At 62.0% G+C, this 13,829-nt stretch carries 10 protein-coding genes; all 10 read right to left on the bottom strand.

What is annotated here, in order from left to right; genetic code table 11:
* Positions 1–55 precede the first annotated feature (55 nt).
* Positions 56–3,094: a multidrug efflux RND transporter permease subunit gene (locus QMK50_RS08265; protein WP_320332923.1), complete on the bottom strand. Its 3,039-nt coding sequence runs from the start codon at positions 3,092–3,094 to the stop codon at positions 56–58.
* Positions 3,095–3,107: 13 nt separating this feature from the next.
* Positions 3,108–4,259, bottom strand: a complete 1,152-nt coding sequence (locus QMK50_RS08260) for an efflux RND transporter periplasmic adaptor subunit (protein WP_095165876.1) — start codon at positions 4,257–4,259, stop codon at positions 3,108–3,110.
* A 102-nt stretch (positions 4,260–4,361) separates the two neighbouring features.
* Entirely contained in the window at positions 4,362–5,459 is a 1,098-nt protein-coding gene (locus QMK50_RS08255; protein WP_159997701.1) for a DUF1513 domain-containing protein, read from the bottom strand.
* A gap of 14 nt (positions 5,460–5,473) precedes the next feature.
* Positions 5,474–6,538 carry an imelysin family protein gene (locus QMK50_RS08250; RefSeq protein ID WP_095165873.1) on the bottom strand — a complete coding sequence of 355 codons (1,065 nt, stop codon included), beginning with the start codon at positions 6,536–6,538 and terminating at the stop codon, positions 5,474–5,476.
* A 45-nt stretch (positions 6,539–6,583) separates the two neighbouring features.
* Positions 6,584–8,011: a di-heme oxidoredictase family protein gene (locus tag QMK50_RS08245; protein ID WP_320332922.1), complete on the bottom strand. Its 1,428-nt coding sequence runs from the start codon at positions 8,009–8,011 to the stop codon at positions 6,584–6,586.
* Positions 8,012–8,174: 163 nt separating this feature from the next.
* Entirely contained in the window at positions 8,175–9,518 is a 1,344-nt protein-coding gene (locus QMK50_RS08240) for an imelysin family protein (protein ID WP_320332921.1), read from the bottom strand.
* A 149-nt stretch (positions 9,519–9,667) separates the two neighbouring features.
* Positions 9,668–11,722 carry a putative bifunctional diguanylate cyclase/phosphodiesterase gene (locus QMK50_RS08235; protein WP_095165867.1) on the bottom strand — a complete coding sequence of 685 codons (2,055 nt, stop codon included), beginning with the start codon at positions 11,720–11,722 and terminating at the stop codon, positions 9,668–9,670.
* A 325-nt stretch (positions 11,723–12,047) separates the two neighbouring features.
* Entirely contained in the window at positions 12,048–12,644 is a 597-nt protein-coding gene (locus QMK50_RS08230; RefSeq protein ID WP_095165865.1) for a superoxide dismutase, read from the bottom strand.
* 175 nt (positions 12,645–12,819) lie between these two features.
* Positions 12,820–13,422 (bottom strand): LysE/ArgO family amino acid transporter, encoded by a 603-nt coding sequence (locus QMK50_RS08225; RefSeq protein WP_159997695.1) that lies wholly within the window; start codon positions 13,420–13,422, stop codon positions 12,820–12,822.
* 5 nt (positions 13,423–13,427) lie between these two features.
* Positions 13,428–13,829, bottom strand: coding sequence for an ACT domain-containing protein (locus QMK50_RS08220; protein WP_320332920.1), 402 nt, complete (start codon positions 13,827–13,829; stop codon positions 13,428–13,430).

The following is a 13,829-nucleotide window of genomic DNA, read 5'->3' as shown; positions in this document are numbered from 1 at the left end:
CCAAATAAAAGGCCTCGCAATTGCGAGGCCTTTTTTATGCGTGTCTGATTCCCGATCACGCGGGTTCGGATGCCTTGTCGGGTTTAGCCAGCAGGGTGTAGACGCAGGGCAGCACGAACAGGGTGAACAGGGTGCCGATGGACATCCCGGTGGCAATCACCATGCCGATATCAAACCGGCTGACGGCCCCTGCACCTGTTGCAATGATCAACGGCAGCATGCCGAACACCATGGCCGCGGTGGTCATCAGTACCGGACGCAGGCGGATGGCGGCGGCTTCCTCGACCGCCTCGCGTGGTGACAGGCCCTTGTCCTTGCGCAATTGGTTGGCAAATTCGACGATCAGGATCCCGTGCTTGCTGATCAGTCCGATCAGGGTCACCAGCCCCACCTGGGTATAGATGTTCATGCTCGACCAGCCCAGGAACAGCGGGATCAACGCGCCGCAAATCGACAGCGGCACGGTCACCAGGATCACCAGCGGATCGCGGAAGCTCTCGAACTGTGCAGCCAGCACCAGGAAAATGATCGCCAGCGCCAGGGCAAAGGTTACCCACAATGCGCTGCCTTCCTGCACGAACTGGCGGGAGGCGCCGGCGTAATCGAACGCATAGCCCGGCGGCGCTTCTTCCAGGGCGATCTGGTGCACGGTTTCAATCGCCTCGCCCATGCTGACCACCGGGAAGCCCGAGAGGATCGCCGAGTTCAGTTGCTGGAACTGGTTCAGTTGCCGCGGACGGGCCCGGTCCTTGACCGTGATCAGGGTCGACAGGGCAAGCAGTTCGCCCTGGGCATTCTTCACGTAATAGTTGTTCAGCCAGTCCGGGTTATCGCGATAGGCCCGCTCCACTTGGGCGATCACCTTGTAGCTGCGACCTTCGATGGTGAACCGGTTGATTTCAGCCTCGGCCAGCAAGGTCGCCAAGGTCGTGCCCAGGTCGAGCATGGACACGCCCATCTGTGCGGCCTTGGCGCGGTCGATGTCGACCACCACCTCCGGCTTGTCGAAGGCCAGGTCGATATCGACGAAGGCGAACTTGCCGGACTCCAGCGCGCGTTTTTTCACCCGGTCGACCACCGCCAGCAGCGACTCGTAGTCATTGGCGGTGTTGATCACGAACTGGAAGGGCAAGCCTTCCCCGGTGCCAGGCAGCGAGGGCAGGTTAAAACCGAAGATCTGCAGCCCGGGGATGCGTGACAGCTTGCTCTGGACCTCCGGCAGGATCTCCATCTGGGTCCGACTGCGCTCGTTCCATGGCTTGAGCAGGAAGCCGCCGATCCCCGATTGCACGCCGTTGAAGCCGTTGATCTGGAAGGAGGAGTAGTACTCGGGGAACTCTTTGAAAATGGTGATGAATTCGTCGGTATAGGAATTCAGATACTCGAGGTTGGTTGGCTGCGGGGCATTGGCCATCATGAAAATGATGCCCTGGTCTTCGTCCGGCGCCAGTTCCGACTTGCTGAACTTGAGCAACACCGGAATCAGGCACAGCACGATCACCGCGAACACCAGCACCACCGGCCGGGTGTTGAGGGTGCCGTGCAACATGCTCTGGTAACGCCGCTTGAGCCTGTCGAACAACTGGTCGAGGCGGTGGGCCAGCCCGGACGGGTTCGGGTCGTGGCGCAGGAGCAGGGCGCACATCATGGGCGACAGGGTCAGGGCGACGATGCCGGAGATCACCACGGCGCCCGCCAGGGTCAGGGCGAACTCCTTGAACAGCGCCCCGGTCAGACCCGTCAGGAAACCGATCGGCGCATACACGGCGGCCAGGGTGATGGTCATCGAGACCACCGGCATGGCGATTTCCCGCGCGCCTTCGAGCGCAGCGTCCAGCGGAGTCTTGCCTTCCTCGATATGGCGGTGGATGTTCTCCACCACGACGATGGCGTCATCCACCACCAGGCCGATGGCCAGCACCATGGCCAGCAGGGTCAGCAGGTTGATCGAGTAGCCCATCAGTTGCATGAAGAACATCACGCCGATCATCGACAGCGGAATGGTCACCACCGGGATCACCACCGAACGCAAGGCACCGAGGAACAGGAACACCACGACAATCACGATCAGCACGGCTTCGAACAGGGTTTTCACCACCTCGTCGATCGAAGCCTGGATAAACAGCGTGGCGTCGTAGGCGATTTCCGCCTTGAGGTTGGGCGGTAGCTGAGACTCCAGCTCCGGCATCAGCTTGCGCACTTCCTTGATCACGTCCAGCGGGTTGGCCCCGGGTGTTGGCTTGATCCCGATGTACACCGAGGGCGTACCGCCGAACGAACTGATGGTGTCGTAGTTCTCCGCGCCCATTTCCACGCGGGCCACGTCGCTGAGCAGCACCCGGCTGTCGCCATCGACTTTCAGCGGGATCTGGCCGAAGGCTTCGGCGGTTTTCAGTTCGGTGTTGGCGTTGACGCTGGTGACCACGTACTCGCCCTTGACCTCACCGGCGGCCGACAGAAAGTTGTACTGGCGCACCGCGCTGGTCACGTCGCTGGCGCTCAGGCCAAAACCGGCAAGCTTGACCGGGTCCAGCCACAGGCGCATGGCAAAGACCTGGTTGCCGAGGATCTCGGCTTCAGCCATGCCGGGCAGGGTCGCGAGCTTGGGCTGGATCACACGCGACAGGTAGTCGGTGATCTGCGGGTTATTCAACTCCTTGCTGAAGAAGCTGATGTACATCAGCACCGAGGCGTCCGCCGCCTCCTTGCTCAGCACCGGGTCTTCGGCGTCTTGAGGCAGCTTGTTCTTGACCTCGTTGGCCTTGGCCAGCAACTCGGTGAACAACCGGTCGCTGTTGGAGCCGATGCGCGCGTAGATCGAGATCACCGAGAAGTTCTGGCGGCTGACCGAGGTCATGTAGTCGATGCCTTCGGCACTGGCCAGGCTCTGTTGCAGGGGCTGGGTGATGTAGCCCTGGATGGTCTCGGCGTTGGCCCCGGGGTACGCGGTGGTGACCGTGATCAGCGCGTTCTCCATCTGGGGATACTGGCGCAGCGGCAGCTTGCTCCAGGCCTGGAAGCCCAGCAGCACGATCAACAGGCTGACCACGGTAGCGAGCACCGGGCGACGGATGAACGGGTCGGTAAAAGCCATGGGGATTCCTTGATCAGTCAGCGCGTGGCTGGCTGTTCTGTTCGGCCGGCAGGTTTTTGTCCGGGCTGATGACGATGTGCATGCCGTTTTCGAGTTTGATCTGCCCGGCGCTGATGACCTGCTCGCCGTCCTTCACGCCTTTGTTGATCAGAACCAGGCCATCCCGGCGTTCGCCGGTTTCGATGAACCGCCGTTCGGCGACCAGCACTGGCTGGTCCTTGTCGTCTTTTTCGAGATTGCCCTCGGCGTCCTTTTTCTGCGCGACGACGTACAGCGAGTTGCCATACAGGGTGTAGGTCACTGCACTTTCCGGGACCACGATTTTTGCCTCTGGGTCCGGCATCAGCACCTGCAGGCTGGCGAACATGCCCGGTAGCAACTTGCCGTCGGGGTTGGCCAGGGTGGCGCGCACCAATACGTTACGGGTGCTGTTCTCGACCTTGGGGTTGATGGCGCTGATGGTGCCGGGGAAGGTCTGTCCGGTGTAGGCGGAGACGCCAACGTTGACCGGCTGGCCCTTGGCGATCTTCGGCAGCACCTGTTCCGGTACGTAGAAGTCCACATACAGGCTGCTGAGGTCTTGCAGGGTGGCGATCACCGTGCCGCTGGCGAGATAGTCGCCGACGTCGACCTGGCGAATGCCGATGGTGCCGCTGAAGGGCGCGACAATGTGCTTTTTCGCCAGCGAGGCCTTGAGTTGATTGACCGTGGCCTTGTTCTTGGCCAGTTGCGCGCTGAGGCGGTCGAACTCACCCTTGGAAATAGCGCTGCTGCCCACCAGTTGGCTGCCGCGGCCGTAGTCCAGTTGCGCCAGGCCGAGGTCGGCCTTGGCGGTCTCCAGCAGGGCGCTTTCGACGGCGCTGTCGAGCTGGATGAGCGGCTGCCCGACCTTGACCTGTTGCCCGGACTGGAACTGCACGTCGGTAACGGTACCGGCGACCTCCAGGCTCAGGTCGACCCCCTGCAGCGCCTTGAGGGTGCCCACGGTGGGCAGGCGAACCTGCCAGGGACGTTCGCTGGCGCTGGCCACGGCGACGCTCTCCGGCGGCTTTGGCGCAGCGAAGGTCTGGATCATCTGATAGATGGAGAAGGCCTTGTAGCCCCCCAGCATCAGCACGATCAACAGCACAACCCCCAACATGATCAGCATGCGGCGACGCAGCATATTCCACTTCCTTGGAAAAAAATCAGGCGAGACAGGCGGCACATTACTCCCTGTGTGCCTGTGATTCCATATGTGTCGGGTCAGCCCTGACCGCTGTAGGCATCAGACCAAATGCAAATGGTTGTCCCAGAGCCCTGCCGGCAATTCCAGGGGCTGGGCCATCAGCGGTGCCTTGCGGCAATCATAAAAACGGCAACGACCCTGGCCCGAGGTCACGACAAAACCATCGGCTACCGCGCCGACCCCGGCGCAATCGGGCAGCGGGGCATCAAGCTGCACTTCGCCGCTGTCCAGGTCCCAGATGAAAAAGCGGTTGCCCCGTGGCGCGGTCAACGCCACCAGGCGCAGTTCACTGTGGACCGCGACACTGGCGGTGTAGTGCCCCATGGCTTGCAACTGGTGCTCATCGACCGGGAAGGCGACGAAGGGCTGGCCGGGACGCTTGATGGCCAGCAGCTCGGACGACTCGTGGGCGGCGCCCATGAATTGCTGGCCAGTGACGATGGTGCCATCGCTGGCGATGCCCATATGCCGCACGCTGTTCATCTGCTGGGCCAGGGTTTCCTTGCTCAGCAGGGTGCCGTCGCGCTGCATCAGCACCAGGCTGGGTGCCATGGCGTCGAGGTTCATTTCGACCCGGCTTTCGGCCTCGGTGCGAATCCCGCCGTTGGCCACCACCAGGGTTTCACCGTCGGGCATCCAGGAGACCTGGTGCGGGCCGATGCCGTGAGTGGAAATCTCGCCGCTGTGCACCAGGCGCTCGCCCTCGAAACGGTACACCCCGAGCAGGCCGCGGCCCGGGTCGGTGGTGTCGTTTTCGGTGGCGTACAGCCACTCGCCATCCTTGTGGATGACCGCGTGGCCGTAGAAGTGCCGGTTCGCTTGCGAAACCACGGTTTGCAGCAACCTGCCGTCGCGCAGGTCCACCAGGTAGCTTTCGGTCCCCGGTCGCCGGGCGACGAACAGGGCGATCGGCAGCTCGGGGTGATTGATGATGTCGTGGCAGCGCTGGCCGACTTCGGTGGCGAACACTCGAGTGCCGTCCAGCCGATAGCCGACGGCGTAGTGCTTGCCGTCGCTGTCATCGCGGGCTGAAAGCAGCAAAGGGCCGTGGTCCGTTTGCTTGAACAGCTTCCAGCCGCCCAGCGTCACCGCGCCCAGCAACAAACTGCCGAAAGTCAGAGCCTGGCGTCGCAGCATGGAGCTAACCCTCATCAGTCACCGTCGTTGGCGTTGAAGCCCAGTTGGATGCCCAGCGCCTTGGCCAGTTCGCCTTCGTGCAGGCGATGGACGACGTTGAGGCTGTCGTAGAGATCGTTGAGTTGCTGGCGGCCGGCATCGTCACCGAGCATTTCGGTCAGCGAACTCTGGTTGCTGTCGAACAGCTTCAGCGACGCGGCATAGGCGGCGTCGATCTTGTCTGCCAACGGCTTTTGCTCGGCGGGCAACAGGCCACGCAGGCCTTTGTTGTCGACACCAACCCAGACGGTTTGCGCGGCGCTGAGGCTGGCCCGCAGGCTAGGCAGCGACGACTGGCTACGCCAGGCATCAGCCTGGAACGGTTGGGGAATGCCCTTGGTCTGGCGGCCCATTGGCGTGCCGAGTTTTTTCTTCAGGGTATCCAGCGCAGTCACTTGGGCGCGCAGCAGGTCGGCGATGGCTTCGTGGGAGTCCGCGTACCGCTGGTTGGGGAACTTGGTCATCTGCGCCAGCATGCCGTCGGTGCTGTTCCAGCTGGCGAGAATTTCTTCGGCCAGCAGTTTCTGCCGTTCGCCAATGGCGGTCAGCAGCGGGCAGTAGCGGGCTTTCTGCGCAGCGTCGGCAACGTTGCTCTTGGCGTCGAACAGAATGTACTCATAGGCCGACAGGCCCTGGACCACCACGCTGGATTTAGCCAGTGCCGCGGCATCGATCTGCGGCTGGGCGCTAAGCAATTGCTCGACCTGGCGTCCGACCAGGTTCTTCTTGTCCGGCCAGAACTGGATCTGCCAGGAGCGGTTGCCCTCGGCCAGCGGACCGACCAGCAACGGCTGCAGTTCGGCCCAGGCTTTTTGGGCGTGGAGGAAGTCGGCGCGGGCGGTGGCCAGGTCAGACTTGCCTTCGCAGTAGGACAGGGCGCTGACCGCCAGTTGGCGATCGGCGTCGACCCAACGGCTGTAGGTCGGCAGGATCACTTGCTTGGCGATGGCTGCCGAAGTAACCGCTTGTGGGTCCTGGGGCGCGCAGGCGCCGAGGGCGAGGGCGGCAAGGCTGGTGAACAACAACTTGGGACGAAACATGTCGGGCTCCCTATGTGTATGGGGCAAAGCAAATGGGATAGGCGTTCAAAGCGAATTCAAAAAGGCCAGCAGCGACGCGCGCTGCTCGGCACTGAAAGCTAAAACCTGTTGCTGCGCCGCTGAAGCCTCTCCACCGTGCCAGAGTACGGCTTCGAGCAGGTTGCGGGCGCGGCCGTCATGCAGGAACTGGGTGTGGCCGCTGACCGTCTGCGTCAGGCCAATGCCCCACAGTGGCGGGGTGCGCCAGTCGCGACCGGAGGCCTGGAACTCGGTACGGTTATCCGCCAGGCCTTCACCCATGTCATGCAGCAGCAGATCGCTGTAGGGGCGAATCACTTGATTGGCCAACTCGGGTTCGGCGGCAGTGGCGGCGGTGGTGAATTTGGGTGTGTGGCACGACTGGCAGCCGGCCTGGAAAAACAGGTTCTTGCCGGCCAGCACCTGGGCATCGTTGACGTCGCGGCGGGCCGGTACGCCGAGGTTGCGGCTGTAGAACAGCACCAGGCGCAGGATGTTGTCGCTGACTTCCGGCTCGCCATCGGGGCCATTGCCGTTGGGCGCGTGCAAGCAGTCGGTCTGGGTTGCGGTGCAGTCATCGAAAGGCCTGAGGCTGGTGGTCAGGCCCATATCACCAGAAAACGCGTGAATATTTTGTTGATTGAGATTCGGTTGCCCGGCTTTCCAGCCAAAACGCCCCAGCACGGTTTTTTGCTGCGCGTCGTCCCAGACCAGGTTCGGCCGGCCCTTGATGCCGTCACGGTTGTTGTCCTGCGGGTCGGCGTTGGCCAGGATCGCCGCATCGGGGATGGCTTCCAGCAGGCCAAGGCCGATCATCGGCGGGGCCACTCGCGCGGAAAACCGTGTGTCCGGGTGCATCGGGCCGTAGCCCAGTTGGCTGATCTGCAGGCTGGGTTTGCGCAGTTCGACGGTGCTGCCGTCCTTGAATTGCACAACCACCGGGGTGTATTCGACCCGGACCTTGCCTTCCGGTGTGACACCGGGGACCGCCATGTCCTGGAACTGCCCACCGTAGACCGGCTCGGGGACTACTCCGACCTGCTCGATCAGCTTGGCGTAGGCCGGCGCATCGGGAATCGACAGGCGCACCAGCATCGAGACCGAGTTCTCGGCATCCGGCGCCGGAGGGTGGCCACGACCGTCCTTGATGTGGCAATTCTGGCAGCCGTTGGTATTGAACAGCGGGCCCAGGCCGTCACGGGCGGTGGTCGTCGAGGGGGCGGTGACCCACGGGCTGCGGAAAAAGCTGTTGCCGACACTGAAATCCAGCCGCCTTGTCGGCGAGAGATTGGCCGACGGCAGGGAAAACGCGTTCTGGTCGCTCTTGCGCACGGTTGCCGCGCCCCCGGAGCGGGCTTCACCGGGTTCTGCCTCGGTAAACCGCGGGGCGTCATCGCAGGCACTCAGGCCCAGGGCCAGTAGCAGTGCAGACAAGCGAAGAGGCAGCGAGGGCATCGGGTATCCAGAAAGTCGAGCAAAACAGGGCGCAAAGTCTAACAGGGCAGGGGAATTTGAATAAGAGGAATTATCGTTTGGTTGATTCGTCACGGCGGGTCGACAGGGTGGCGCCCATAAAAAAGGCGACCCTAAGGTCGCCTTTCTATTTTGCCGGGGTTGATCAGAACTCGTGATCAGCGTTATCCGGGTTCAGGTCGCTGATACCCAGCTTGCCAGCAGCCTGCTCGATCGAACCGGTCTGCTTGACCAGGGCGGCGATGGCGTCGCGCACGATCTGGTTGCCTGCGGTGTTGCCAGCGGCGATCAACTGGTCGTAGTGCTCACCCTTGTTGGCGTGATCGACCATGACCTGCAGCTTGGCTTCGGTTGCAGCCAGGTCCGCCTTGAGGGCGGTATCGGCAGCCGGGTCGGCCTTGGCCACCAGCGACGACAGGCTGGCGCCGGTCATCTTGGTGCCGTCGGTACGGGTGTATTCGCCCAGGTACACGTTACGCACGCCCTTGGCGTCGTAGAAGTGCGAGTTGTGGGTGTTGTCGCTGAAGCAGTCCTGCTCGTCTTCAGGCGAGTTGGCTTCCAGGGACACTTTCATCCGCTCGCCGGCCAGTTCGCCCAGCGAGAGGCTGCCCATGCCGAACAGCATTTTGCGCAGGCCGGTCTCGCCTGGCTCGGCTTCCAGGGTGGCGCGGTAGTTGTCGGCCACGTTCGGCTTCCAGTTACCGACCATTTCTTCCAGGTCGCTGACCAGCAGTTGGGTCACGGCCTTGAGGTAGGCGCGACGGCGATCGTTGTGGCCGCCGGTAGCGCCGGTGCCTTCCAGGTAGTCCGAGGCTGGACGGTTGCCAGCGCCTGGGCCGGTGCCGTTCAGGTCCTGGCCCCAGAGCAGGAACTCGATGGCGTGGTAGCCCGTGGCGACGTTCGCCTCGGAACCGCCGAGCTCGTTCAGGCTGGCGAGTTTTTCCGCGGTGATGTCTTTCACGTCAACTTTGTCTTCACCCACCTGGACTTCGGTGTTGGCGATGATGTTGGCGCTGGCACCCGGGTTACCCAGGGCGTGCTCGTAGCTCTTGTCGACGTAGTCGATCAGGCCTTCGTCCAGGGGCCAGGCGTTAACCTGACCTTCCCAGTCGTCGATGATGGTGTTGCCGAAGCGGAACACTTCGCTCTGCAGGTAAGGCACACGAGCGGCAACCCAGGCAGCCTTGGCGGCCTTCAGTGTTTCGTCGTTCGGCTTGGCGAGGAAGGCGTCGATCGCGGTTTGCAGGTTTTTCGCGGTGGATTCGGCATCGCTGAAGACGGCGAAGACGATATCGGCGTAATGCGCGACTACGGCCTTGGCAGCGGCTTCGTCGACTTTGCCTGTGGCAGCCGGAGCAGCAGGTGCTGCGGTGCTGGCGGCTGGAGTAGGCGCTTGAGGAGCAGCAGCCTTGTCTTTACCTTCGCCGCAACCGGCGAGGGAAATAGCGATGGCCAGCAAACTGGCGGTAGCCAGAGGCATACGAATCATGGCGAACATCCTGCTTCGGTAGATGAGGGGCAAGCGCGGTGGACGCGCAAAACTGCGACATAATGCAAATCTTTCGCATTATGTGTAAAGGGTTGTACCTGGAAATATTTCTTATTCATCGACGCGGGCTCGACCGCTGCTACACGCTGCTACAGCGGGCTCAAGACGTTGCTGCGTTGCGCCTGTTTCAGGTACGCACTCAATTCCCGGGCCGGCAGCGGCTTGCTGTAGAAGTAACCCTGACCTTCGTGGCAGCCCTCAGAGATGATGTAGGCCTCTTGCTCAGCGGTCTCCACCCCCTCGGCAATCACCTGCATGCCCAGGCTTTTACCCAACTGGATGATCGCGCGCACGATGGTGGCATCGTCATCGTCGTCCAGCAGGTCCTGGACGAAGCTCTTGTCGATCTTGATCTTGTCCAGCGGCAGGCTTTTCAGGTAGCTGAGGGAGGAGTAGCCGGTGCCGAAGTCGTCGATGGCGATCAAGGCGCCGGAGCGGCGCAGGCTGAGCAGGTGCTGGGCGGCGGTGCTGATGTCTTCCATCAGGCCGGTCTCGGTCACTTCCAGCTCCAGGCTGCGCGGCGGCAGGCGGTACATCTGCAGCAGGTTGTTGACCACCCGTGGCAGCTCGGCGTGGTGCAGTTGCACGGTGGAGAGGTTGACCGCCATGCGCAGGTCGCTGAAGCCCTGGTCGTGCCAGTCGCGCAACTGGCGACAGGCCTGGTCCAGGACCCACTCGCCGATGGCGATGATGCTGCCGTTCTGTTCTGCCAGTGGGATGAACAGGTCTGGCGGAACCAGTCCGTGCTCCGGATGCTGCCAGCGAATCAGCGCCTCGACCCCTACCACCCGGTGATCGCGATAGCTGATCTGCGGTTGATAGACCAGGAACAGCTGTTCGCGACGCAGGGCCTCGCGCAGGTCCTTTTCCAGTTCGCGGCGCCGGCGCATTTCGCTGTCGACGCTGGCAATGTAGAACTGGTAGCGGTTGCGCGAGCGGGTCTTGGCCAGGGTCATGGTCTGCTCGGCTTTCTGCAACAGCTTTTCGGTGCTGTCGCCGTCCTCCGGGAACAGGGTGATGCCGATGGTGGCGCGCAGGCGGATCTCCTGATGATCGAGGGCAAACGGCTCTTCCAGGTCATCAAGAATGCTTTGCGCCAGTTCGGCGGCTTCATAGGGTTGCTCGATATCAGCCTGCACCAGGGCGAACTGGTCGCCACCCAGGCGGGCTAGCGCGCCGAGGCGACCGCTGTGGGCGCGCAGGCGGTCGGCCAGGGCCAGCAACAGTTGGTCACCGGTCTGGTAGCTGAATTGCTCGTTGATGCCCTTGAAGTCGTCCAGGCCAACGCAGATCACCGCGACCCGGCGTTGCAAGCGCCCGGCATCCACCAGGATCTTGTCCAGTTGCTGCTGCAACTGCTGGCGGTTGGGCAGGCCGGTAAGAAAGTCGTACTGGGCCATGCGCAGCAGGCTGTTCTCCGCTTCATGGCGCAGATGGGTATTGCGCTCGATGGATTCGAGCAACTGGTTGGCAGTGTTGATCCACAGCCCCAGTTCGTTTTTCTCGTGGCCTTTGAGCTGGGGGATCTTGTGTTCGCTGGGGCGGTCGGGGTTGATGGTGGTCAGGTGCTCGATGATCCGCGACAGCGGCTTGGTCAGCAGCCAGTGATAGACCAGGTACAGCACCAGCCCCATGGCCAATGCCCGCAATACGCCGGAAATGAAGATGATCACCGAGCTGACAATAAATCCCTGGCCATAGGTGGCGGTGTCGAGGGTAATGCTCAGGTCGCCGTAGTACTCACTGTAGGGACCGCGACCCACCAACTGGGTGGTGAAGGTGCGCTCCTTGCCCAGGATCAGGTCGGTCAGCCAACGACTGTCGGAGTGCTGCAACTCACGGCTTTTTTCCGCCAGCATGGTTTCATTGGGATGGCCGATGGAGGCCATGCGCACGGCATCATCCTGGAACAGCCCTTCGATCACCTGCATGCCCATTTCCCGGTCCAGGCTGTAGACGGCCTGGGTCGATGGGTCGCGAAACATGTCGAGGATGCGTTCGGCATCGTTGGCCACCGCCTGGCGCGTCTTGTAGGCATCAAAGACTATCTGTGCGCAGCTCAAGACCACACCCACGATCAATGCCGACAACAGCACAACCCGGAGCAACTTCACCGACAAGCTGTTTTTGAGTTCCAGCTTCAAAGGGTAATTCCTTGTTCCGTGCGGGTAACGTCAAGATGCCATGAGTATTGGCAATCCCGTGATGGCAGTCAAAGGGACAATCGAGCCAGGTGGATGTTGTCCGCCGGCCTGGCCGCATAACCTTGGGTAAGCGGTTATTGAAGCCCATTTGTATTGTGTCGGTACGCACCTCCTGCAACTTGAGGGGCAGGGGAGAATATTTGTATTTGCTAGATGGTAGCCGCCTGCGGCGCTGGAGCAAGGGCAGCGGTGTTTTCTGGGGGCATGGGCCAGCCACAGGCATAAAAAAACCCGGCAATGCCGGGTTTTTTCACAGCAAGCGGACTCAAGCGGTGAAGGTTTTGCCTTCGAACTGCTCAGCCACGAACTTCCAGTTGACCAGGTTCCAGAACGCTTCCACATACTTTGGACGCACGTTGCGGTAGTCGATGTAGTAGGCGTGTTCCCAGACGTCGCAGGTCAACAGCGGGGTGTCGCCGTTAGTCAGCGGGTTGCCGGCGCCGATGGTGCTGGCCAGGGCCAGGGAACCGTCAGCCTTTTTCACCAGCCAGCCCCAGCCGGAACCGAAGGTACCGATGGAGGTTTTGCTGAACTCTTCCTTGAACTTGTCGAACGAACCGAAAGCAGCGTTGATGGCTTCAGCCAGCGCGCCGGTTGGTTGACCGCCGGCGTTTGGCGCCAGGCAGTTCCAGTAGAAAGTGTGGTTCCACACTTGAGCGGCGTTGTTGAAGATGCCACCCGAAGAAGACTTGACGATTTCTTCCAGAGTCTTGCCTTCGAACTCGGTGCCTGGCACCAGGTTGTTCAGGTTCACGACGTAGGTGTTGTGGTGCTTGTCGTGGTGAAACTCCAGCGTTTCCTTGGAAATGTGCGGCTGCAGTGCATCGTGTGCGTAAGGCAGTGGCGGCAATTCGAAAGCCATGGTGATTCTCCTAATCAGGTCAGTTGCGGTGAGCGCAAGGCCGATCACGGGCGGCCAGACTAGCGCCGGGGAGTTTGTACTCTTTGCGGCGCAGGTGTCGGATCATAGCACCGGGGGTGCGGCATAACCACGCAACAACTGTGTGGGATAGAGGTTCCAGAGCCTTTTGCGATATTCAACTGGCGACAATTAATTGAAAGGCCACCGCGAACATCATCACCGCCACCAGCAAGTCGAGAATCCGCCAGGTGCTGGGGCGAGCCAGCCAGGGAGCGAGCCAGGCCGCGCCGAGGGCCAGGGTGAAGAACCACAGCAACGAAGCACTGGCCGCGCCGACCACATAGGCCCCAGGCTCGGTCTGTTGGGCGCCGAGCGAGCCGATCAGCAACACCGTATCGAGGTAGACGTGGGGGTTGAGCAGGGTCACCGCCAGTGCGCTGAGCAGCACTGCGCGCAACGAGCGCACAGTCTGGTCCTCACCTTGTTGCAGGCTCTGTTTCGAACAGGCCCGACGCAGCGCCAGGCTGCCGTACCAGATCAGGAACGCCGCGCCGCCCCAGCGCGCGATGGCCAGCAGGGTCGGGTTCTGCGCGAGCACGGTGGCCAGGCCAAACACCCCGGCCGCCACCAGCAGCGCGTCGCAGACCACACACAGTGCGGCCACCGGCAGATGATGTTCACGGCGCAGGCTTTGCGCCAGGACAAAGGCGTTTTGCGTGCCGATCGCCATGATCAGGCCGAACGCCACCAACAGGCCGTTTACATAGCTTTGCCACATGAGCCTTACTCCGCGTTCGCCGCCAGTTGCGTCAGTACGGTCATGGCGCGTTCTGCATCGCCCTGGCCGACAAACAGATGGTCGTGGTAGTAGCCGGCAATCACGTTGCAACTGATACCGGCCTGGCCCAGGGCTGTGGCGAAGGCGGCGGTGAGGCCGACAGCTTCCAGGGCCGAGTGCACGTTGAGGGTGATCCAGGCCGCCACGTAGTCGAAGGCCAGCCCACATTTCAGGGCGCTGGAGCGTTCGAGGATCACCGTCAGGCCTTCCTGTTCACGAAAGCTGCCGATGATTTCGCAACCAACTGGCAGTTGCCCGTCGGCAATCGTGCAGAACACGTATTCGCCGTCGTTCAGGTGCGGGCTCATGCTGCGCAGCAAGGTGTTGAGTGAGGTTTCGCCAGCCAT

This window comes from Pseudomonas sp. P5_152, assembly GCF_033989915.1.
Lineage (GTDB): Bacteria > Pseudomonadota > Gammaproteobacteria > Pseudomonadales > Pseudomonadaceae > Aquipseudomonas.
This window is presented reverse-complemented; position numbering and strand designations above follow the sequence as displayed.

Excerpts from the sequence above, each read along its gene's own strand:
- QMK50_RS08255 (WP_159997701.1), bottom strand. The coding sequence starts at position 5,459 with ATGCTGCGACGCCAGGCTCTGACTTTCGGCAGTTTGTTGCTGGGCGCG.
- QMK50_RS08265 (WP_320332923.1), bottom strand. The coding sequence starts at position 3,094 with ATGGCTTTTACCGACCCGTTCATCCGTCGCCCGGTGCTCGCTACCGTG.
- QMK50_RS08240 (WP_320332921.1), bottom strand. The coding sequence starts at position 9,518 with ATGATTCGTATGCCTCTGGCTACCGCCAGTTTGCTGGCCATCGCTATT.
- QMK50_RS08245 (WP_320332922.1), bottom strand. The coding sequence starts at position 8,011 with ATGCCCTCGCTGCCTCTTCGCTTGTCTGCACTGCTACTGGCCCTGGGC.
- QMK50_RS08260 (WP_095165876.1), bottom strand. The coding sequence starts at position 4,259 with ATGCTGCGTCGCCGCATGCTGATCATGTTGGGGGTTGTGCTGTTGATC.
- QMK50_RS08225 (WP_159997695.1), bottom strand. The coding sequence starts at position 13,422 with ATGTGGCAAAGCTATGTAAACGGCCTGTTGGTGGCGTTCGGCCTGATC.
- QMK50_RS08230 (WP_095165865.1), bottom strand. The coding sequence starts at position 12,644 with ATGGCTTTCGAATTGCCGCCACTGCCTTACGCACACGATGCACTGCAG.
- QMK50_RS08250 (WP_095165873.1), bottom strand. The coding sequence starts at position 6,538 with ATGTTTCGTCCCAAGTTGTTGTTCACCAGCCTTGCCGCCCTCGCCCTC.
- QMK50_RS08220 (WP_320332920.1), bottom strand. The coding sequence starts at position 13,829 with ATGGCTGGCGAAACCTCACTCAACACCTTGCTGCGCAGCATGAGCCCG.